The sequence below is a fragment of the Mesorhizobium sp. WSM4809 genome (assembly GCF_055811655.1).
The window spans coordinates 1-19,229 of sequence record NZ_JBVVQW010000020.1 but is presented as its reverse complement, the minus strand read 5'-3'; the positions used below and the strand labels follow the sequence as shown (position 1 = coordinate 19,229).

Sequence of the window (19,229 nt, the reverse complement as noted above, 5' to 3'; positions counted from 1 at the left end):
AACCCGTCCACGGGGATGACGCCCGCCCTCAAACGCGCTCGCAGACCGCCTTCAGGATCTGCAAGGTCGGACCCCAGTAGAGATCGGCATGCGGACGGATCGCCGGTTCGGCGAAGTCGCTGAGCGTCAGCGTCAGCAGCGTTGCCCCATCCGCCGGCGCCAGATCGAAGCTGACCACCGTGTGGTTTTCGGGCACGTCCGCCAGACGCGGGGCCGACAACGTGCTCCAGTAGCTGTAGGCGAACGCCCTCTCCTGCGCGAAAGCCCGGATAGTTCCGTGGTTTTCGAACGGCATTCCGTGCAGCACTCCCTGTATCAAGATCGCGCCGCCGACAAGTCTCTCGAGGCTGACGGTCAGCGCCTCGTCGGACATCCATTGCGGGATCATCGCGGGCGTCGTCAGCACCTGCCAAATCTTGGCAGGCGTTGCAGCGATGACGACGGTCTTGATGATCGGTGCGGCAGACTCACTCATGCGCTGCAATTTATCGCGGATGCGGCGACGACAATATCGTCGTTCGGGCGGTGCGGCGCATGCGAAGGCAGCAGCGCGGCTTGCGAAGCGATCGTGGCCCGTGGCATCTGTCGGCTCCACCAGCGCAGACGGGCAGCATGACACCACGGCAGACACGGCAGAGCGGGCAGGCAGGCGGCGCCCGGCGTCAGTCTCAACCGGGCGCTGTCGAAGCTCGGCCTGTGCTCGCGCACGCAGGCGGATGTGCTGATCGCGGAGGGCCGCGTGCGCGTCGGCGGCAAGGTCGTGCGCAATGCAGCCCTGCGGGTCGACCTCGACCGCGACCGCATCGTCGTCGACGACAGGCCGGTGGTTGCCGAGCGCAAGGTCTATCTCATGCTCAACAAGCCGCGCGGGCTGGTCACCACCCGCGACGACCCGCAGCAGCGCGACACCGTCTATGCCTGCCTCGAAGGGCTCGACCTGCCCTTCGTCTCGCCGGTCGGCCGCCTCGACAAGGCCAGCGAAGGCCTGCTGCTGATGACCAACGACACCCGGTTTGCCAACCGGCTGATGGACCCGGCTTCGCATTTGCCGAAAACCTACCGCGTGCAGATCGGCACGGTGCCGGACGCGGCGATGTTGAAGACGTTGCGCGCGGGCGTGAGCGTCGACGGCGAGATCCTGACCACGAATTCGATCGAACTTTTGCGCAGCGGCGGCCGCACCGCCTGGCTGGAGATCGTGCTCGAGGAAGGCCGCAACCGCCACATCCGTCGCCTGCTCGCCGCGCACGGCGTCGAGGTCCTGCGCCTCATCCGCATCGCCATCGGCCGCCTGCCGCTCGGCGACCTCGCCAAGGGCACGGCACGGCGTTTGACACCGGAGGAACTGGCGCTGCTGACGGGGTAAGCAGCGCGTGCGCTGGTGCAGGCTCACAGCAATCCGTCCTGACGGAAAGCTGTCAGGAGGCCTGGCCTATAGGTCGGATGGGAGCCGGCCACGGCTTCAACGATCAGGAGCCAAAGCAATGAATTTCGTCTCTGTCCGCATCATCACTTCGGACGTTCAGCGCCTCGTGCGCTTCTACGGCGAGATCACGGGCATGCCCGTGACGGTCTACACGGAAGACTTCGCGGAACTGGCGACACCGGCCTGCACGCTGGCGATTGGCAGCACGCGCACCTTGATGCTGTTTGGCGGCGACATCGCCCGCCCCGCCGACAACCATACCGTCATCCTCGAGTTCCGCGTCGGCGACGTCGATGCTGAATTCGCCAGGCTCTCGGACCTCGTCAGGAATGTTACTGTGCAGAAGCCAACCACAATGCCCTGGGGCAATCGCTCGCTGCTGTTTCGCGACCCCGATGGCAATCTGGTGAATTTCTTCACGCCGGTGACCGCCGAAGCGATCAAGAAATTCGACAGGTAGGGCGGAAGCGGCGCCGCTGGCCAAAGCCGCCCTACTTCTGGTTCCATTTCCGGATGACCGGCTCGCTCAAATCATGCTCGTAGCCGAGCACGCTGATGCTGGCTGTTTCAAGCACAAGCAGCGCGCCGCCTTCGGGCGGCAGGCCAATCCAGCGCGCCGCCAGCACGCGCAAGAAATGCGCGCTGGAAAACACCAATATGCCGGCATTGGCCTCGCGCAGCCCGGCGATAATCCTGTCGGCCCGCGCGCCGACATCGGCCGCCATCTCGCCCTTTGGACAACCATCGCGAAACACATTCCAGCCGGGGCGCTCGGCCAGGATCTGTTTTGTCGTCAGCCCCTCATAGGCGCCGTAGTCCCATTCCTGCAGATCGTCCTTCTTGACGCTCCGCGCGTCGAAGCCGGCCAGTACACTGGTGTTGTAGGCGCGCTGCGACGGGCTCGACCATACGGCCGAAAAAGACAGCCCCTTGAGCCTATCGGCGACACCCCGCGCGGCGGCCTCGCCAACCGGGGTCAACGGCATGTCGGTGCGGCCGGTATGCTGCCCCGAAAGGCTCCATGCCGTCTCACCATGCCGGACCAGATGGATTTGGGGATACGCGTTGCTCATGGAATGCCTTTCAGTGTCGCCAGCACCTTAAGCGACGATGCGGCAAAGGGGAATCCGCTTGGTACAAAACTGCGTGGTCGCCTGGCCTTGATCGGCGGCGGGCCGGCCCTGTGATCGGCCCGAGGCCGCAACTATATCAAGGCCAGCCTCCACAAGGCTCCCGCCACCACAAGGGCACGGGCCCTTGCACAACAAGTCGAGATCGTCATGTACAAACATCTGCTCATCGCCACGGACGGATCGGAACTGGCCGACAAGGGCGTTACTCACGGCCTGACGTTGGCCAAGGGCCTCGGCGCTGCTGTCATCTTCGTCACCGTCTCGGAACCATTCCCGATCTTCGCCTTGGGCGGTGCCATGGCCGGCTATGCCGCCGGCAACGAACTGGCTGCCTACAAGGAAGAGGCGGGACGACACGCTAAGGAAGTGCTCGACAAGTGCAAGGCGTCGGCGAACGCCGTCGGCGTCTCCGCGGAGGTCGTGCATGTCGAGGACAAGCGGCCCGCCGAAGCCATCCTGGAACTGTCGCAGGCCCTGGGCTGCGACCTGATCGTCATGGCTTCGCACGGCCGCCGCGGACTGGGCAAGCTGCTTCTCGGCAGCCAGACGGCGGAAGTGCTGTCCTACACGGAAATCCCGGTGCTGGTCGTCCGCTAGGTTCTGCCACGGACCCACCAAGCCATTGGGTCGTTGTGAAGAAAGCTATCCACGCCAATGTCACATTATCCGCCGTCGAAGAGCGTTCCGATCAATATTCGCGCCAAGCCGGGAGTTCGCAATCTGATCGACCGGGCAGCGAAGTTGCTCGGCGAAAGTCGCACTGACTTCATACTTGACGCGGCGCAATGCGCCGCTGAGGACACGTTGCTCAATCGTCTTGTGTTTGCCACTGAGCCGGATGTCTACGCTGCTTTTCTGAGCCGTCTCGACGCCTCGCCGCAACCAAACGATCGATTGCACCGCACTATGACGACAAAGGCTCCGTGGGACCCTCCGTGATGCAGCCGGCTCCGGTTCCTTCTGATCCACCACGAACACGGCGAAAACTTCATCAATCGAGCCACTGCCTCGCAGCCATCGCTTCCCCCCGCTAGACAAAGCCCCGACGCGGGCACCCCAACGAATGCCCGCACATTAACCGTCGCCCAAACGCGGTTTGACCTTGTGTCAATCAACGGGGCTCATTAGGTACTTGTAACCAGATACTTGTAATCGCCTTTCTGGCCTTCTAAATCGAAAAAGAAAATCCATGATAGATCTGGCATTTCATCAATCTTACCTATCCATTGGTAGGTTTCCGAACATTACGTTGCCAGACTTTACGTTGATCACCGGCCCTAACGGCGCCGGGAAAAGCCATCTGTTAGAGGCCATAAACTTGGGATCTATCAAGACGGATGCAGCTCCAAAGCAAAGCCCTAGCGATCAAACACAAGTCCGTTTGTTCAATTGGTCAACTATGGTTCCGCAGGATACAAATGTTTTCTCAAGCGAAACTATTCGCCAAGAGCGTCAGAACCTTTACACAACGTTCTCAAGCCTTCGTAATAGTCAAGGATGGCTCGAACCTGCGCGATCCGTTATTCGCAGATATAACCTCGACGATCGATATTTAAGTGATCCAGGGAGTATTCTCTCTTTGCCAATGGCGGAGATAGCCATTCTAATCGGAGACGGCAGCGGAGTCGTTAACAATTTTCTACTCGAACTTCAAGGTCATCTATCCAGTTTCGACAACGCGATGCTGAGTGGAGTCGATGCTGACTCGCAGTATAGAATAAAACAGGCGTCAAAATATTCGAACAAGCAGATTTCATCTCTCTCAGAAAAAGACGTAATATCCTCACAAATTCCAAGTTGGGGGCAAGGTGATTTATTTCAGCAAAATTTTTCCAAGTTATTTGTGGCTTATAGGGATCTGGTTCTTGCAAATAACCTTGCCGAACTTAGAGCTTCAAAAGGAAATGCAGAAAAATTTCTTAGTGCTGAAGCTTTTACAGGGCAATACGGACCTCCTCCATGGGAATTCGTAAACGCTTCAGTCCGAGAGGCAGGTTTGGATTTTGAGATAAATTCCCCAAATTTGGACGACTACAGTCATTTTACCCCGAAGCTATCCAAGAGATCTACAGGATCTTCGATTGCCTTTAGCGCCCTATCCTCGGGAGAGAAGGTACTTATGTCGTTTGCGTTTTGTGTATATTACTCGAACGACAGTCGACAAATTGCATTGCGCCCGAAAGTTCTATTACTTGATGAGATTGATGCACCCCTGCACCCCTCTATGTCGAAGAACGTGATCGATACAATTTCCAAAACACTCGTCGGCAATTTTGGAATCAAAGTTATCGCCACGACACATTCTCCATCGACGGTTGCACTGGCACCGGAGGAAAGCATCTACACGATGAAGCTGGGCCAGCCCGGATTGCACAAGAGCTCAAAAGCTGCCGCGCTAAATATCTTGACGGTGGGCGTCCCTACAATCGCGATATCCTATGATGGCCGCCGACAAGTTTTTGTCGAGAGCCCAATCGATGCTAAGATTTACGACGGCCTCTACAAGCTGGTTAAGCCTAAAATATCTTCCGAACGTTCGCTAGAGTTCGTTGCGACCGGCACTCGAAAGGCCGGTAGTGGCGATCTAAATACCGGCTGCGACAACGTAAAACGGCTCGTTGAGGATCTATGCAATGCCGGTAACATGTCCGTTTTTGGGCTACTCGATTGGGATGGAAAACGGGACCCAACCGATCGTATCTCCATTCTAGGACACGGCATTCGCAACGGCATTGAAAACGTTCTGCTTGATCCGTTACTCATAGCACTTACTATTTGCCGTAGTTTTTCTGGACAACAGGAGAAAATTGGCATTCCTGGGAATTTGGGTTACCTTGACCTAGCGCTCTATACCGATCAACAGTTTCAAAATGTTGTTGACCGGGTTGGAGAAACAGTATTCGGCGGCATCGCGATTGAGAGAATACCATCAAGGTATATTGGAGGAATGAGCTTAGAAATTGATAAGAGGTTTGGAGATACGGACGATCATATGCTTGAGGAAACGATTTTGAGATCGTTCCCTTTCCTGCGCTCAATCGCCAAGCAAGGGCAAGATGGAAAACTGCTCGAGCATATCGTCACGGTCGTTCTTAGCGACGTACGTTTCATGCCGATAGAGGTGAAGGAAGTTATGACCGACCTTCTCGAACGGGCAGCGCATACCTAACCATTTTCAAGCGCCTCGCCCTCTCCTGCCTAGAGCACCAACTCCCCCACAAGATAAACACCCAGCGCCAGCAATCCCACGAAGAATACGGTGCGGAAGGTCTCGACGCTCATCGTCCGGCGCAGCGCCTGGCCGGCGAACATGCCGGCCAGCGCCGGCACAAGGGCTGCGACCGACCCCACCAGTTGCGCGCTCGGCGACGCCAGTGCGCCGGTCCTAAACAGCCCGATGGCAAGCGCTGCCGTCGACACGGTAAATGATAGGCCGAGCGCCTGGATCAGGTCTTCTTTCTCCAGCCGCAGCGATTGCAGATAGGGCACGGCCGGGATGACGAAGACCCCGGTGGCGCCGGTGACCAGCCCGGTCGCCACACCGACCAGCGGTGATACCAACGCCTCGTGGTGCGCCGGCGTGGTGAAGCCAAGCTTGAGCAGGCCGAGAATGGCGTAAAGCACCAGCGCCGCACCGAGCCCGGCCGAGGCAACGCCAGAGTGTGTGCCGGTGAGCAGGCCGGTCCCGGCGACGGTGCCAAGCACGACGCCGGCCATCATCGTCCACAACCGATTGCACAGCCCGCCGAAGGATGGGCCGGTGAACAACTGCCAAAGATTGGTGACCAGCGACGGGATCAAGAGCAGGGCAGCCGCCTGCGCCGGCGGCATCGTTACCGCCAGCAGCCCCATCGCCACGGTCGGCAGCCCCATGCCGACGGCACCCTTGACGAAGCCCGCGGCAAGGAAGACCGCGCCGATCCAGGCGATGACGCCGACGCTCAGCACGGTCGTTCCTTCGGGGTGCCGCTTCGATCAGTCATGCAACAGCATGTCCGCCGCATCATCGTCGGGTGCGGGTTTTGCAGGCGTTGCTTCCTGGTGGACAGGGGCAGCCATCGCCACGCAACCGCACTGGCCGGGCTCCGCTCGCGCCATGGCAAGCGAGGCCACCGCGATCGCAAGCACGATCGCCGCGCTTTCAAGTATGCCGGGTCCATGCCGGCCTGGCGCCTTTTCGCTCATCGCGCATCTCCATCGCAAAAGATTTGACTGACATGCCGGCCGCCCACAATGTGGAAGTTACGCCGTCAGCCTTCGCCTGCGCCGAAGGCTGAAACCCTGCAGGAGAAGAAAGATGCGCTTCGATCTTACCGATCTCCGGCTGTTCCTGCTGGTCGCCGAGCGCGGCAGCATCACCCATGGTGCCGAACTTGCGGGGCTGGCGCTCGCCTCCGCCAGCGCCCGCATCAAGGGCATGGAGGAAAGCCTCGGCGCGCCGCTTTTAGAGCGGCGGCGGCGCGGCGTGGTGCCGACGGCCGCCGGGCAGGCGCTGCTGCACCATGCGCGGGCGGTGCAGAACCAGATCGAGGCGATGGCCGGCGACCTCGGCGCCTATGCCACGGGCTTGCGCGCCCGCGTGCGGCTGATGGCCAACACGGCCGCCACCAGCGCGCTGCTGCGCGACATGCTGCCGGCCTTCCTCGTCGCGCATCCCGGCATCGACATCGACCTCGACGAACGCCCCAGCCACGAGATCGCAGAGGCGGTGGCAAGCGGTGCCGCCGATCTCGGCATCGCCGCGACCTGGGCCGGCCTTTCGCATCTGGAGCAGAAGCCGTTCTTCATCGACAGGCTCATGGTGATCGCCGCGCGAGACTGGCCCGACCTCGAAGGCAATACGACCAACCTCGGCGACCTGCTCGGCGAAGCCTTTGTCGGCCTGAGCGCCGGCCATCCCTTGCAGGAGCACATCGCCCGTCAGGCCGCCCGCCTTGGCGGCCATCTGCACTTCCGCATCCGCGTGCCCGGCCTCGACAATGTCTGCCGGCTGGTCGCCCAGGGCGCCGGCATCGCCATCGTGCCCGAAAGTGCCGCGCGCCGCTCGGCACGCTCGCTGCGAAGCCTGCGGCTGACCGACGACTGGGCGACGCGCCAGCTGAACCTCTGTGCCCGCCGCTTCGATGAGTTGACGCCACAGGCAAAACTGTTGGCGGCAGCGCTGGTCTGAGCCCTGACAGCGACCACCTATCCCCAGCAGCGCTGAATCATTGCCTTGCTTTTCAAATATCCGTGACGTAGCTTGTTTACACATTGGCAAAAAAATAGCCGAAGTTTTTTCCTTTTGTGAAAGACGGGGACTTTGCGGGAACATCTCGATCTGACCGATCGGCGGCTGGTCAAACAGCTGTCGCAGGATGCACAGCCGGGCATCAACCGCATCGCCGAGATGTTGGCGATTTCGGTGCCGACGGTGCGCACGCGGCTGCGCAACCTGCTCGACCGCAACCTGCTCAAGATCGTCGGCCTGCTGAACCTGACCGAGCGCCCCGAGCTGATCTCGGCCATTGTCGGCATCAATGCCCAGGGGCGCGGCCGGGCCCGCGAACTGGCACAGCGCATTTCCGAACTGCCCTTCGTCAACTCGGCTTCGGTGGTCACCGGGCGCTTCGACATCATCGTCGACGTGACGGTGGCCGGTGACGTCGCCGATCTCTACCGCGTCACCAGCGAACTGATCCCCGGCGCCGGCGAGCCCGGCGAAGTCGTGCGCAGCGAAACCTTCGTCGTCATGGCGTCCTGCAACAAATGGGTCAGCCTGCCGGAAGGCTGCTGGTCGGACGACCGCAAGGAGCCGGCATGAAGATCGCGGTACTAGGCGGCCTCGGCCTGCAAGGTCGGGCGGCAATCGCCGACCTCGTCGCCAGCGTCGGCGTCGAGGAAATCGTCTGCGTCGATACCGCAGCGGATGGCCCGGCCCGGCTTGCCGGCCTGACCGATCTTGCCCGCGTGCGCTTCGTGGTGCCTGAAGGCGCGATCGGCCCGGCGCTGGCCACTGTGCTTGATGATGTCGACGCCGTCATCGACCTGTTGCCTCAGCCGCTGATGCGCCAGGCGGTGCAGGCCGCGATCGCCACGCGCACGCCGCTGGTCACCACCAATTACGCCAAGTCGATCGCCGACCTGGCGCCAGCCGCCGAACAGGCCGGCGTCTCGATCATGACCGAATGCGGGCTCGACCCCGGCATCGACCTCGTGCTGTACGCGCGCGCCGCCAGGCAGTTCGACTCGATTTCCTCGATCGATTCCTATTGCGGCGGCATCCCCGAGCCGAAGGCGATGGCCAAGCCGCTGTGCTACAAGGTGAGCTGGAATTTCGACATGGTCCTGGTCAGCCAGAATCGCGACAGCGTGATGATCGAGGACGGGAAACGCGTCGCGGTGCCGGCCGGCCAGCAGCACGACAATCCGTTCATCCATGAAATCGAGGTTGCGGGTCTGGGCAAGCTCGAAGCCTTCCCCAATGGCGATGCGCTGCATTATGTCGAGATGCTGGACGCCGCCAAGGGATTGCGCCGCTCCGGCCGCTACACGCTGCGCTGGCCGGGATGGTCGGCCTTCTGGGCGCCGCTGAAGGAGCTTGGCTTCCTCTCCGAAGACAAGGTGCCCGGCACCGGCAACAGCCCGCGCGAATTCCTCGGCCGTCTGCTCGGCCCGCAACTGCAATATGGTCCCGGCGAGAAGGACCTGTGCGTGATGCGCAATGTCTTTTCCGGCCTCGAAGACGGCCGCGCCAAGACGGTGACGTCGGACCTGATCATCGAGCGGGACCTGGCTTCGGGCCTGTTCGGCATGAGCCTCGGCGTCGGCTATCCCGCCAGCATCGTGGCGCAGATGCTCGCGCGGCGTGAGATCACCAGACCGGGCCTTTTGAACCCGCTGCTGGACGTGCCCGACATCAGGTTCTTCGATGAACTGGCCAAGCGTGGCATCACAGTTTCCGAGACGGTGGCACGGGACTGAGGCAGGAAGATTTTCGAACGGTGGCTGCCGTCGGCAACGGCGCTGCCGCTCAAAAAGCACCCCAAAGGGTGAAAAACAACGTGGAACAATAAAACAAGGAGGAATACCGAAATGAAGATTGCCAGACTTTTCATCGCCGGGCTTGCACTCGCCGGGCTCACTGCCGCTGCCAGTGCCGGTACGCTCGACGACATCACCAAGCGCGGCGAGTTGCGCGTCGCCGTGCAGACTCAAGGACCGCCCTTCTCGCTGGTTGGCGCCAACGGCGAACGCACCGGCAGTTCGGTCGAACTGGCCGAACTGATGGCCAAGGAAATGGGTGTGAAAATCACGTTCCTCGACTTCGACTGGGATGGTCTGATTCCGGCGCTGTTGTCGGGTAAGGCCGACCTTCTGGTCGCCGACATGACACCGACGCTGGCGCGTGGCATGAAGGTCGCCTTCACCACGCCTTACATGTATACGGGCAGCACTGTCTTCACCAAGGCCGACAGCAAGTTCAAGACCACCGAGGACTGCAAGGCCAAGGGCACCAAGATCGCCGTGCTGCTCGGCGCCACCGGCGAGAAGGAAGCCAAGAACGCCTTCCCCGATGCGGACATCAAGAGCTACAAGGGCGGCGGTCCGCTGCTGCTCGACGCCGTCAACAACGGCCAGGCCGATTGCGGCGTCAACGACGTCTCGGCGGTCAAGGGCCAGTCGACCGCCTATCCGGCCGGCAGCTTCACCATCATGCCGGACCTGTTGTCGAAGGAGCCGCTTGCCTTCGCCACCCGCTATGACGAGCCGGACCTGTTGATCTGGATGAACCTGTTCCTCAACCAGGTCACCATCGACGGACGCCTGCAGAAGAACCTCGACTACTGGGTCAATTCCGACGCCTGGAAGAAGGATCACTGAGGAATTGAATTAGCGAGTAGCGAATAGGGAGTAGCGAATAGGGAATGGCCGTTCCGGCCATGCTTTGCTGCTCCCTAATTCTCTACTCGCTATTCGCTATTCGCTACTCGCCCTTCCTGCACTCTGGGGATTGCACCCAACGATGCTCGAAAATTTCAGTTTCCGCACCATCGTCGAATACCTGCCGCTGTTCGGACAGGGCCTGATCACGACCGTCTGGCTGTCGGCGCTGTCCTTTGTCGGCGCGCTCATCGTCGGCATCGTGCTGTGCGCCATGAACCTGCAGCGCGGCTGGCTGTTTCGTGTGCCGGCCAAGGCCTATATCGATGCGGTGCGTGCCACGCCCTTGCTGGCGCAGCTCTATTTTCTCTATTTCGGCCTGCCCCGGCTCGGCTTCGTGCTGCCGGAACTCGTCGTCGGCATCCTCGCGCTGTCGCTGAACAGCGGCGCCTATATCGCTGAAATCATTCGGGCCGGCATCCTGTCGATCCCGCGCGGCCAGGTCGAAGCCAGCGTCGCTTCGGGCATGACCTATGTCCAACGCATGCGCTTGGTCGTCCTGCCGCAGGCCTTCAAGGTGACGATCCCGCCGCTGCTTGGCCAGGCGATCGTGCTGGTCAAGGATTCCGCCCTTCTGTCGCTGATCTCGGTTTCCGAACTGACGCGCGCCGGCCAATTGCTCGCCTCCGACCGCTTCATGCCGGCCGAAGGTTTCCTCACCATCGCTGCTTTCTATTTGCTGCTGTATTACGGACTGAAAGGACTGGCTGGCGTCTCCAGCCGCTGGCTCGGCACGGCGGGGGCGCGGACATGATCTGGCAACAACTGCAAAGCCTCGCCGGCTCCTATCCGCTGGCCCTGCGCGGCCTCGGCATGACCGTGATGCTGTCACTGATCAGCCTTGTGCTCGGCACCCTGCTCGGCTTCGGCCTCGGCATCCTGCGGACCGGCGGCAACCGGCTGATCTCGGGCTTGATCGGGGCCTGGGTCGACCTGATTCGCGGCACGCCGTTCCTGGTGCAGATCTTCCTGATCTTCTTCATCCTGCCTGAGTTCGGTATCGAACTCGATGCCTTCACCGCCGGCATCATCGCGCTGACCAACCTCGCCGCCTGCTTCATCTGCGAGATCGTCGTCGCCGGCATCCGCTCGGTGCCGACAGGTCAGGTCGAGGCGGCGCTGGCGTCCGGCCTGTCGCGCTTGCAGCGCATGCGCCAGGTGGTCCTCCCACAGGCGATGCGCATCGTGCTGCCGCCGCTGGTCGGGCAGTATGTGCTGCTGATCAAGGATTCTTCTGTCGTCTCAGCGATCGGGCTCACCGACCTCACCCGGGTTGGCTGGCTGGTGGTGCAGCGTGTGCCCAACGGCCTGCTGGTCTTCTTCCTCGTCGGCGTCGGCTATTTCATCGTTTGCTATCCGCTGATCATGCTGGCCCGCCGGCTGGAGCAGCGCATGGGCGCGGCGCATGGCGAGGTGCAGTTGTGACTTCCAACCCCAAAGGTCCAGAAAACATGACCAAAACGGGCCTTGCCAAAACCGGCATGATCGACTTTCGCGGCGTCAACAAATGGTTCGGCACGCTCAATGTGCTCAAGGATATCACGCTCAGCGTCGAGCCGCGCGAAGTGGTCGTCGTCTGCGGCCCGAGCGGCTCGGGCAAGAGCACGCTGATCCGCTGCGTCAACGGCCTGGAGGCGATCAAGGACGGGGACCTCGTCGTCGACGGCCAACGCCTGGGCGACCCCGCCACCAACATGACGCAGCTGCGCACCGAGATCGGCTTCGTCTTCCAGTCGTTCAACCTCTACCCGCATAAGACGGCACTCGAAAACGTCACGCTCGCCCCAATCCATGTCCGCAAGATCCCGCGCGCCGAGGCTGAAAAAGCAGGCCGCGAATTGCTGGCCAAGGTTGGCCTCGCCGACAAGGTCAATGCCTATCCCGCACAGCTCTCCGGCGGCCAGCAGCAGCGCGTGGCGATCGCGCGTTGCCTCGGCATGCGGCCCAAGATCATGCTGTTCGACGAGCCGACCTCGGCGCTCGATCCCGAGATGATTTCCGAAGTGCTCGACGTCATGGTGGCGGTCGCCGAGGAAGGCATGACCATGATGGTGGTGACGCACGAGATGGGCTTTGCCCGCAAGGTAGCCCAGCGCGTGGTGTTCATGGACGCCGGCGCCATCGTCGAAAGCGGCACGCCGGACGAGTTCTTCTCACACCCCAAGACCGACCGCAGCCGCGCTTTTCTGAGCAAGATTCTCAGGCATTGAGGCGCGGTCAGGCCGCCTCTTCCGGATTGCCGCCAATGGCGAACGCAACCCGGCCGCGGCGCCTCAGCAACACGATGGCGAGGAAGGCGATGACGCCGCTCGCGGCGACGACCACCAGGACCCACAGGGAATTGGCGACGGATGTCCGCGCCATCATGAAGGCGAGCGCGAACGGCGCGAAGGCCGAGGTGAACTGACGGGCAGCGCTCGCCCATCCGAGCCGCGCGCCATAGCCTTCGCGGCCGAAGAGTTCGAGTGGCAAGGTGCCGCCGACGATGCTGGTGAGGCCTGAACCGAGGCCGAACAGCAACACGAACAGGAAGGCGCCGGGCAGCCATGGCGTGGTCAGCAGCAGTGCGCACAGCCCGGCCGTGATCAGCGATGCGGCGATGACGGCGAGGTGCGTCTGCTGCAGGCGGCCGCCAAACAGCATGTTGATCAGCCGGCTGGCGACCTGCGCCGGTCCGAACAGGGTCGAGACGAAGAGGCCTGCGGTTCCGAGCCCCAGCGCCGCCGTCAGCGGCACCATGTGGATGAGGATCGCCGACAGCACGAAGCCCTCGGTGGCGAACCCCGCCAGCATGAGCAGGAACACGGCCCGGCCACGCCGCGGATCGAGCGGCGCGCCCGCTTCAGGGATCGGCTCGCGTTCTTGGCTTCTGGCCGTTGCGTGGCGGCGCGACAGGCGCATCAGCCAGGCGTGGATCGGCAGGCAGAGCCCGAGATTGAGAGCGGCGAACAAGAAATAGACCTCGCGCCATGTCAGATGCGCATGCAGCGCCGAGGTCAGTGGCCAGAACAGGGTCGAGGCAAACCCGGCGATCAGCGTCAGATGGGTGATGCTGCGTTGCGGCCGGGGAACCCCGATCTGCACGATCGCGACGAAGGCAGCGCTGTAGAGGACGAAGCTGGAGGCCAGTTCCATTGCCAGCAATGCCAGAACGAAGCTCACGCGGTCGGGCGCGACGGCGCACAGCGCCAGCGCCACGGCTGCCGCCACCGAGCCGACGGTCATGATGCGGCCGGCGCCGAAGCGGTCGGCCCACCGCCCGGCAGTCGGCGCGAACAGGCTGCCGGCAAAGAGCGAGGCCGACAGCGCGCCGAATACCCAGCCTTCCGTGAGCCCGAACTCCCCAGCCATTGCCGGCGCGAGGATCGAGAAGCTGTAATAGAGCGTGCCGTAGCCGATGATCTGGGTCAGCCCAAGCGCCCAGATTGCCTTGCGCAGGACAGATCGTTCAGGCATCGACGCCGGCCGCCATATTCTCTCGCGTCTCGGTGGCTGGCGCGGTTGCGCAGCCGCAACCCGATGCGCCGGTTGCTTTGGCGTCCGCATCCCTGACGCAGCAGGCATCGACAGCGGCGGGCGCGGGCCCGCCACAGCAGCCGGCGCTTGCCGACACCGTCACGACACCGACGGCGCTGCACACGCCGGTCTCCGGCAGCACCAGCCGGACTTCGCGGGCCGCGGCATGGTCTCCGGCAATATCGGCCACCACCGAGCGGACTTGCTCGTAGCCGGTCGCCATCAGGAAAGTCGGGGCACGGCCGTAGGATTTCGAGCCGACGATGGTGAAGCCCGGTTCGGGGTGCGCGAGCTCTGCAATGCCATGCGCCGGAACCGTGCCGCATGAGTGGTAGTTTGGATCGATCAGTGGCGCCAGTGCCGGCGGCGCTTCGACGGCGTGATCGAGCGCGATGCGGATTTCGCTCAGGAACGACAGGTCTGGCCTGAAGCCGGTGGTGACGACGATGCGGTCGATGGCCAGGTTGAACGGCTTGCCACCCAGGTTGGCGTCGACGACAAGTCCCTCGCCCTGTGTCTCGATGCCGTTGACGGCGAAAGACGTCAGCATGTTCAGCCTGCCATCCGTCATCGCCTGCCTGGCCGCCAGCCCAAGCGCGCCGCGTTCAGGCAACTGGTCGTTCAGCCCGCCGCCGAGCAGCCTGTCGACGCTGGCGTGGCGCAGCGCCCAGAAGATCTCGGTGCCCGGTGCCGCGTCCTGCAACTCCATCAGCGCCAAAGCGACGTTGATGGCCGAGTGCCCGCCACCGATGACCAGGATGCGCTTGCCCGCATAGTCTTCTCTCGCCTTGCCGACCACGTCGGGAATGCCATAGGCGATGCGTGCCGACGCCTCGCTTTCGCCGGCAACCGGCAGCCCGTCGACGCCGATCGGATTTGGCCGCCACCATGTTCCGGACGCGTCGATGACCGCGCGCGCGAGAACGCGGTGTTCGCCGCCGGCATCGCGATAGCGGATGACGAAGGGCGCGTCCTTGCGGCCATCATTGGCGACCTTGTCGTGTCCCTGACGGGTGATCGCGGTGACCTCGGCGCCTAGCTTCAAATTGGCGGCGATCGCGGGAAGCCGGCCAAGCGGCGCCAGATAATCGCGCACGATCTCGCCGCCGGTCGGCAGGCCCTGGCTATCCGGCGCCGTCCAGCCGGAGCGGTCGAGCAGCGCCCGCGCCGCCGCATCGATGTTATATTTCCATGGCGAAAACACCCGCACATGTCCCCAATCGAGCAGCGCCGCACCCACGCTTTCGCCGCGTTCCAGGACGAGCGGAGTGATGCCGCGTTCGACCAGATGCGCCGCGGCTGCCAGCCCGACCGGGCCAGCGCCGATCACCGCGACGGGAAGGTTTGCCATCATGTCCATAGGTTCGATCCTTCCGGTATGTTCGAATTATAAGCGTGAAAAAATCAAGCCAGCGCTTTGCCGGCGGTGGGCGCGCAGGCGGCGTCGGCGCAGCACTCGTCGGCGAGATAGCCGATCAGCGCATTCATGCCAGGATAGTTGGCGCGGCAGATCAGCGTCGTCGCTTGCCGCTCCTGCGTCACCAGACCGGTGTCGACCAGGCGCTTGAGGTGATGCGACAGCGTCGATGACGGGATGTCCAGTTTTTCCTGGACACTGCCGACGGCAAGCCCGTCATCACCGGCGCGCACCAGGATGCGATAGAGCTGAAGCCGCGTCGGATTGCCGAGCGCCTCGAGCTGGGCGGCTGCTTTTTCGAGTTTCATGGAAATAAATTACGCGGCACTTTTCGCGCCGTCAACTTAATTTCGAAAAATATGGAAATAGCATCAGCCGGCGCGTTTGCCCGAGGCGCCTGTGACCACCTCGCCATCCTCCTTGGTGAACGCGCCGATCTCCGGGTTGGGCAGGATGTCCAGCACCTTTTCCGACGGCCGTGCAAGGACGACGCCGAGCGGGCTGACCACGATCGGCCGGTTGATCAGGATCGGATGTGCCAGCATGAAATCGAGGATCTGCTCGCCGGACCATTTCGGGTCGGCAAGGCCGAGTTCGGCATAGGGGGTGCCGTTCTCGCGCAGCAGGTCTCGCGGTGTGATGCCCATCGCGGCGATCAGTTCGACCAGCCTTTGTCGCGACGGCGGCGTCTTCAGATATTCGATCACCTCCGGCTCCTCGCCCGACTGCCGGATGATGGCCAGCGTGTTGCGCGACGTGCCGCAATCGGGATTGTGGTAGATGGTGATGGTCATTTCGAGGCCTTCCCGGTCGACATGGTATTCCGGACGGCGCCGCCCTTCTCGTACCAGCCCTTGCTGCGGTTCACGATCCACACCACCGACAGCATGACCGGAACCTCGATGAGCACCCCGACCACGGTGGCAAGGGCCGCGCCCGAATTCAGCCCGAACAGCGCGATCGCGGCGGCCACCGCCAGCTCGAAGAAGTTCGACGCGCCGATCAGCGCCGATGGTCCAGCCACGCAGTGCCGCTCGCCGCTGAGGCGGTTGAGCAGATAGGCAAGACCGGAGTTGAAATAGACCTGGATCAGGATCGGCACTGCCAGCAGCACGATCACCAGCGGCTGCGCAATGATCTGCTCGCCCTGGAAGCCGAACAGCAGCACCAGCGTCGCCAGCAAGGCAATCAGCGACAAGGGCTGCAGCCTGGCAAGCAGGGCATCGAGCCCGACCTGTCCCCTCGCTGCCAGCAGCCGGCCACGAACCAGCTGCGCGACGATCACCGGCGCGACGATGTAGAGTGCGACCGACAGCATCAGCGTGCCCCATGGGACGGTGATCGCCGACAGGCCGAGCAGCAGGCCGACGATGGGCGCGAAAGCGACGATCATGATCGCGTCGTTGAGCGCTACTTGCGAAAGTGTGAAATTCGGCTCGCCGCGCGTCAGGTTCGACCAGACGAAAACCATCGCCGTGCAGGGCGCCGCAGCAAGGATGATCAGTCCGGCAATGTAGGAATCGATCTGCACGGCGGGCAGCCACGGCCGGAACAGCCAGCCGATAAAGAGCCAGCCCAGCAGCGCCATCGAGAACGGCTTCACCGCCCAATTGATGAACAGCGTCACGCCGATGCCGCGCCAATAGGTGCCGACCCTGGCCAGCGAGGCGAAATCGACGCGCAAGAGCATCGGCACGATCATCAGCCAGATCAGCACGGCGACAGGAATGTTGACCCTGGCGATCTCGGCCGACGCGATGGCGCCGAACACGCCTGGCAGCAGATGGCCAAGCGCGATGCCCGCGACGATGCACAATGCCACCCACACCGTCAGATATTTCTCGACGAAGCCGATGCCGGGCCGCACCGCCTCAGCTGCGTTCAGAGCATGATCGGTCATGATGGCTTTCCTTGTTCGAACGCGCGCGGCGGACAGTCACAAGCCCCTCAGCAGTCACAGGTCACGGCATTGATGACGGGACGGCAGAGCTCCGGCGCGCCATTGCAGCAATCTTCCATCAGATAGGCCAGCAGGTCGCGCAAGCCGGTCATGTCGGCGACATAGCGCACGGTCCTTCCGTTGCGTTCGGGACGGATCAGCCCGGCATGGGCAAGCACCTTCAGATGCGCCGACATGGTGTTCTGGACCGTGTCCAGCCTCGTTGCGATCTCGCCCGCCGGAATGCCTTCCGGACCGGCACGCACGAGCAGCCGGAAGACATCCAGCCGCGTCTCCTGGCCAAGTGCGGCCAGCGCGTTCAAAGTGCTTTTCTTATCCATATATCCGAATCCTTGGATTTATGGATATCGGCTTCCCAGCGATCTGTAAAGCGTGTCCGCCGCCATCATGTGACGGCAAGCACCTTTCCCGTATCGTGCTGGCGCACGAAGTCCACGCGGGCGCCGTCCCAGTGGTATCTGTAGTGGCGACCCTGCACTGGAATGGTAATGACATCGGGCCAGAAGATGCCGATACAGTCGCCGCCCGGCATGCGCACGCTGTTCCACACCAGTCCGTCGCTGCCTGCTGCCCGCAGCGCCCGCCCTTCCGCCTGCGAGGCGGAATAGTCATCCGGGTCGAGCACGCCGGACACCGCGTTGACGTCATCGAGGTCGCGGTCGACGCTGCCGATCAGCACGCGGAAATCCGCCGTCCAGCCCGGCCCCTCGTTGGTGGCACCCATGAACTTCTGGTGGTGGTGGATGGTCTCGGCCAGCGCGACGTCCTCGCTGTCGCCCGCATAGTAGATGCCGTAGCTGCCATCCGAGAAGCGTCCCGGCCGCAGCGTCGAACAGTGCACGAAGGGCGCCATCACGAAGCTGGCGCCGGGGCCGGAAACCCGCCTTGCGGCCGACACCTTGCCGAGATCGCCAATCTCGAACCTTATGCGCGGGTTGGTCTTCGCCTCGACGGCGGCAAGCGCCTCCCAGTCGCGCGGGTCGGCAATGTCCTCGAAGAGGTCGATGGGCGGGTGGATGGAGCGGATGATGCGGAAGGTCTGGTGCCAATGGACGCCGCGCCTGACCGCAAGTCCACTCACCATGCACCACGCTCCGCATCGAGCCATTCGCGCATCGCCGAGAGATCGGAGATTTCGCCGCGCAGCATCAGGTCGAGGGCCGACTGGCCGCCGAAGGTGGCATTGGGCTTGCGTATCCAGGCATAGCCGCGCGCCGGCTCCGTGAACAGATAGCGCAGGCCCTTGTGGATGCCCATCAGATGCGCCATGCGGGTGCGCAGATCGCGGTCGATCCTGCCGACGCCGCCTTCTTTCCAGCGCGCCCAGGTGCGCGCCGATATGCCCCCGAGCAGGATGCAGGCCTCGACGTCGCTAAGATTCCAGGCCTTGAATAGATTGACCGTGGTGCGCGCCAGCGCGCCGGCCTCGTCATCCGATATGACGCTGCCAACCGTGGCCGGTGTCGTGACAATGGACTGAAGCTGCATTTTGTTGCCTCGCTATTGGCAGATATATAGCATGCATTTGCCAATTGGCAAGGAGATCAGCAAGGCAGGGCCAATCGCTTTCAGGCCAATGACGGCTTCCGTCTTGTGAAGGCCACCAATCGCCAAAGTCGGCGCCGCCCCTCATCCGCCTGCCGGCACCTTCTCCCCGTATAGTGACAGGGAGAAGGGAGATGGCCGCATCGCTGGCGCCTATTCTGCAACATTGGAGATTGGCGAACCGTCCATGACGGCGTCTTTCTCCCCGTCACTATACGGGGAGAAATGCCCGGCTGTCCGAACCGGATAGATAGGTAACAGAATGGACTGATTAGATGGGTGACAGTTTTCTTGTCCGCCGGGAGGACC

The 19,229-nt window shown here is 62.6% G+C and carries 24 protein-coding genes; 12 read left to right on the top strand and 12 right to left on the bottom strand.

Features of this window, described 5'->3' with window-relative positions:
* Window positions 1-28: 28 nt before the first annotated feature.
* Complete coding sequence (locus AC0L24_RS29720; protein ID WP_127809748.1) at window positions 29-475, bottom strand: SRPBCC family protein; 447 nt, start codon at window positions 473-475, stop codon at window positions 29-31.
* Window positions 476-679: 204 nt separating this feature from the next.
* Here AC0L24_RS29720 and AC0L24_RS29715 point away from each other — a divergent pair, with 204 nt between their 5' ends.
* Window positions 680-1,366 (top strand): pseudouridine synthase, encoded by a 687-nt coding sequence (locus AC0L24_RS29715; RefSeq protein ID WP_473564685.1) that lies wholly within the window; start codon window positions 680-682, stop codon window positions 1,364-1,366.
* A 118-nt stretch (window positions 1,367-1,484) separates the two neighbouring features.
* A complete protein-coding gene (locus AC0L24_RS29710; protein ID WP_127267214.1) occupies window positions 1,485-1,886 on the top strand; it encodes a VOC family protein in 402 nt (133 codons plus the stop codon).
* 31 nt (window positions 1,887-1,917) lie between these two features.
* Here the strand turns inward: AC0L24_RS29710 and AC0L24_RS29705 are convergent, their stop codons facing one another.
* On the bottom strand, window positions 1,918-2,499 hold the full coding sequence (locus tag AC0L24_RS29705; RefSeq protein ID WP_473564669.1) for a histidine phosphatase family protein: 582 nt from the start codon (window positions 2,497-2,499) through the stop codon (window positions 1,918-1,920).
* Between the two features lie 207 nt (window positions 2,500-2,706).
* On the opposite strand from AC0L24_RS29705, the gene AC0L24_RS29700 reads away from it, so the two are divergent.
* The 3 genes from AC0L24_RS29700 to AC0L24_RS29690 all read left to right on the top strand — a co-directional run bounded on the left by AC0L24_RS29700 (window position 2,707) and on the right by AC0L24_RS29690 (window position 5,728).
* Window positions 2,707-3,156: a universal stress protein gene (locus tag AC0L24_RS29700; RefSeq protein ID WP_473564668.1), complete on the top strand. Its 450-nt coding sequence runs from the start codon at window positions 2,707-2,709 to the stop codon at window positions 3,154-3,156.
* Between the two features lie 57 nt (window positions 3,157-3,213).
* Window positions 3,214-3,498: a type II toxin-antitoxin system TacA family antitoxin gene (locus tag AC0L24_RS29695; RefSeq protein WP_473564667.1), complete on the top strand. Its 285-nt coding sequence runs from the start codon at window positions 3,214-3,216 to the stop codon at window positions 3,496-3,498.
* A 250-nt stretch (window positions 3,499-3,748) separates the two neighbouring features.
* Complete coding sequence (locus tag AC0L24_RS29690; RefSeq protein WP_473564665.1) at window positions 3,749-5,728, top strand: AAA family ATPase; 1,980 nt, start codon at window positions 3,749-3,751, stop codon at window positions 5,726-5,728.
* Window positions 5,729-5,757: 29 nt separating this feature from the next.
* Here AC0L24_RS29690 and AC0L24_RS29685 read toward each other — a convergent pair whose 3' ends face one another.
* Window positions 5,758-6,507, bottom strand: coding sequence for a sulfite exporter TauE/SafE family protein (locus AC0L24_RS29685; protein ID WP_473564664.1), 750 nt, complete (start codon window positions 6,505-6,507; stop codon window positions 5,758-5,760).
* Between the two features lie 27 nt (window positions 6,508-6,534).
* Window positions 6,535-6,744, bottom strand: a complete 210-nt coding sequence (locus tag AC0L24_RS29680; protein WP_473564663.1) for a hypothetical protein — start codon at window positions 6,742-6,744, stop codon at window positions 6,535-6,537.
* Between the two features lie 112 nt (window positions 6,745-6,856).
* Here AC0L24_RS29680 and AC0L24_RS29675 point away from each other — a divergent pair, with 112 nt between their 5' ends.
* From AC0L24_RS29675 to AC0L24_RS29645, 7 genes are all read left to right on the top strand, one after another.
* On the top strand, window positions 6,857-7,729 hold the full coding sequence (locus AC0L24_RS29675) for a LysR substrate-binding domain-containing protein (protein ID WP_473564661.1): 873 nt from the start codon (window positions 6,857-6,859) through the stop codon (window positions 7,727-7,729).
* A 132-nt stretch (window positions 7,730-7,861) separates the two neighbouring features.
* Window positions 7,862-8,362, top strand: a complete 501-nt coding sequence (locus tag AC0L24_RS29670; protein ID WP_127271168.1) for an Lrp/AsnC family transcriptional regulator — start codon at window positions 7,862-7,864, stop codon at window positions 8,360-8,362.
* Window positions 8,359-9,522, top strand: coding sequence for a saccharopine dehydrogenase family protein (locus AC0L24_RS29665; RefSeq protein ID WP_127271167.1), 1,164 nt, complete (start codon window positions 8,359-8,361; stop codon window positions 9,520-9,522). The genes AC0L24_RS29670 and AC0L24_RS29665 overlap by 4 nt, the downstream gene beginning before the upstream one ends.
* Window positions 9,523-9,633: 111 nt before the next feature.
* A complete protein-coding gene (locus AC0L24_RS29660) occupies window positions 9,634-10,422 on the top strand; it encodes an ABC transporter substrate-binding protein (RefSeq protein ID WP_127255904.1) in 789 nt (262 codons plus the stop codon).
* 142 nt (window positions 10,423-10,564) lie between these two features.
* Complete coding sequence (locus tag AC0L24_RS29655) at window positions 10,565-11,236, top strand: amino acid ABC transporter permease (RefSeq protein WP_127271796.1); 672 nt, start codon at window positions 10,565-10,567, stop codon at window positions 11,234-11,236.
* Entirely contained in the window at window positions 11,233-11,907 is a 675-nt protein-coding gene (locus AC0L24_RS29650; RefSeq protein WP_127272108.1) for an amino acid ABC transporter permease, read from the top strand. Before AC0L24_RS29655 ends, AC0L24_RS29650 begins: the two co-directional genes overlap by 4 nt.
* Before the next feature lie 26 nt (window positions 11,908-11,933).
* Entirely contained in the window at window positions 11,934-12,692 is a 759-nt protein-coding gene (locus tag AC0L24_RS29645; protein WP_084652555.1) for an amino acid ABC transporter ATP-binding protein, read from the top strand.
* 7 nt (window positions 12,693-12,699) lie between these two features.
* Here the strand turns inward: AC0L24_RS29645 and arsK are convergent, their stop codons facing one another.
* The 8 genes from arsK to AC0L24_RS29605 all read right to left on the bottom strand — a co-directional run bounded on the left by arsK (window position 12,700) and on the right by AC0L24_RS29605 (window position 18,863).
* Window positions 12,700-13,938 (bottom strand): arsenite efflux MFS transporter ArsK, encoded by a 1,239-nt coding sequence (arsK, locus tag AC0L24_RS29640; protein WP_128289567.1) that lies wholly within the window; start codon window positions 13,936-13,938, stop codon window positions 12,700-12,702.
* Entirely contained in the window at window positions 13,931-15,358 is a 1,428-nt protein-coding gene (locus tag AC0L24_RS29635; protein ID WP_473564660.1) for an NAD(P)-binding domain-containing protein, read from the bottom strand. Before AC0L24_RS29635 ends, arsK begins: the two co-directional genes overlap by 8 nt.
* Before the next feature lie 44 nt (window positions 15,359-15,402).
* Entirely contained in the window at window positions 15,403-15,723 is a 321-nt protein-coding gene (locus tag AC0L24_RS29630) for an ArsR/SmtB family transcription factor (RefSeq protein ID WP_473564659.1), read from the bottom strand.
* Window positions 15,724-15,786: 63 nt separating this feature from the next.
* Complete coding sequence (arsC, locus tag AC0L24_RS29625) at window positions 15,787-16,209, bottom strand: arsenate reductase (glutaredoxin) (protein ID WP_127326543.1); 423 nt, start codon at window positions 16,207-16,209, stop codon at window positions 15,787-15,789.
* Window positions 16,206-17,315, bottom strand: a complete 1,110-nt coding sequence (arsB, locus tag AC0L24_RS29620; protein ID WP_473564658.1) for an ACR3 family arsenite efflux transporter — start codon at window positions 17,313-17,315, stop codon at window positions 16,206-16,208. Before arsB ends, arsC begins: the two co-directional genes overlap by 4 nt.
* 47 nt (window positions 17,316-17,362) lie before the next feature.
* The gene (locus AC0L24_RS29615) at window positions 17,363-17,695 is read right to left on the bottom strand and encodes an ArsR/SmtB family transcription factor (protein ID WP_128362943.1); all 333 of its coding nucleotides are present in this window, start codon (window positions 17,693-17,695) and stop codon (window positions 17,363-17,365) included.
* Window positions 17,696-17,760: 65 nt separating this feature from the next.
* Window positions 17,761-18,459: an RES family NAD+ phosphorylase gene (locus AC0L24_RS29610; protein WP_473564657.1), complete on the bottom strand. Its 699-nt coding sequence runs from the start codon at window positions 18,457-18,459 to the stop codon at window positions 17,761-17,763.
* Complete coding sequence (locus tag AC0L24_RS29605; protein ID WP_127326539.1) at window positions 18,453-18,863, bottom strand: MbcA/ParS/Xre antitoxin family protein; 411 nt, start codon at window positions 18,861-18,863, stop codon at window positions 18,453-18,455. Before AC0L24_RS29605 ends, AC0L24_RS29610 begins: the two co-directional genes overlap by 7 nt.
* Window positions 18,864-19,229: the final 366 nt, after the last annotated feature.

What these genes read in the sequence shown, in the direction of transcription:
- AC0L24_RS29720 (WP_127809748.1), bottom strand. Translation starts at nt 475, where the DNA reads ATGAGTGAGTCTGCCGCACCGATCATCAAGACCGTCGTCATCGCTGCA.
- AC0L24_RS29710 (WP_127267214.1), top strand. Translation starts at nt 1,485, where the DNA reads ATGAATTTCGTCTCTGTCCGCATCATCACTTCGGACGTTCAGCGCCTC.
- AC0L24_RS29705 (WP_473564669.1), bottom strand. Translation starts at nt 2,499, where the DNA reads ATGAGCAACGCGTATCCCCAAATCCATCTGGTCCGGCATGGTGAGACG.
- AC0L24_RS29700 (WP_473564668.1), top strand. Translation starts at nt 2,707, where the DNA reads ATGTACAAACATCTGCTCATCGCCACGGACGGATCGGAACTGGCCGAC.
- AC0L24_RS29695 (WP_473564667.1), top strand. Translation starts at nt 3,214, where the DNA reads ATGTCACATTATCCGCCGTCGAAGAGCGTTCCGATCAATATTCGCGCC.
- AC0L24_RS29690 (WP_473564665.1), top strand. Translation starts at nt 3,749, where the DNA reads ATGATAGATCTGGCATTTCATCAATCTTACCTATCCATTGGTAGGTTT.
- AC0L24_RS29680 (WP_473564663.1), bottom strand. Translation starts at nt 6,744, where the DNA reads ATGAGCGAAAAGGCGCCAGGCCGGCATGGACCCGGCATACTTGAAAGC.
- AC0L24_RS29675 (WP_473564661.1), top strand. Translation starts at nt 6,857, where the DNA reads ATGCGCTTCGATCTTACCGATCTCCGGCTGTTCCTGCTGGTCGCCGAG.
- AC0L24_RS29665 (WP_127271167.1), top strand. Translation starts at nt 8,359, where the DNA reads ATGAAGATCGCGGTACTAGGCGGCCTCGGCCTGCAAGGTCGGGCGGCA.
- AC0L24_RS29660 (WP_127255904.1), top strand. Translation starts at nt 9,634, where the DNA reads ATGAAGATTGCCAGACTTTTCATCGCCGGGCTTGCACTCGCCGGGCTC.
- AC0L24_RS29655 (WP_127271796.1), top strand. Translation starts at nt 10,565, where the DNA reads ATGCTCGAAAATTTCAGTTTCCGCACCATCGTCGAATACCTGCCGCTG.
- AC0L24_RS29650 (WP_127272108.1), top strand. Translation starts at nt 11,233, where the DNA reads ATGATCTGGCAACAACTGCAAAGCCTCGCCGGCTCCTATCCGCTGGCC.
- AC0L24_RS29645 (WP_084652555.1), top strand. Translation starts at nt 11,934, where the DNA reads ATGACCAAAACGGGCCTTGCCAAAACCGGCATGATCGACTTTCGCGGC.
- arsK (WP_128289567.1), bottom strand. Translation starts at nt 13,938, where the DNA reads ATGCCTGAACGATCTGTCCTGCGCAAGGCAATCTGGGCGCTTGGGCTG.
- AC0L24_RS29635 (WP_473564660.1), bottom strand. Translation starts at nt 15,358, where the DNA reads ATGGACATGATGGCAAACCTTCCCGTCGCGGTGATCGGCGCTGGCCCG.
- AC0L24_RS29630 (WP_473564659.1), bottom strand. Translation starts at nt 15,723, where the DNA reads ATGAAACTCGAAAAAGCAGCCGCCCAGCTCGAGGCGCTCGGCAATCCG.
- arsC (WP_127326543.1), bottom strand. Translation starts at nt 16,209, where the DNA reads ATGACCATCACCATCTACCACAATCCCGATTGCGGCACGTCGCGCAAC.
- arsB (WP_473564658.1), bottom strand. Translation starts at nt 17,315, where the DNA reads ATGACCGATCATGCTCTGAACGCAGCTGAGGCGGTGCGGCCCGGCATC.
- AC0L24_RS29615 (WP_128362943.1), bottom strand. Translation starts at nt 17,695, where the DNA reads ATGGATAAGAAAAGCACTTTGAACGCGCTGGCCGCACTTGGCCAGGAG.
- AC0L24_RS29610 (WP_473564657.1), bottom strand. Translation starts at nt 18,459, where the DNA reads ATGGTGAGTGGACTTGCGGTCAGGCGCGGCGTCCATTGGCACCAGACC.
- AC0L24_RS29605 (WP_127326539.1), bottom strand. Translation starts at nt 18,863, where the DNA reads ATGCAGCTTCAGTCCATTGTCACGACACCGGCCACGGTTGGCAGCGTC.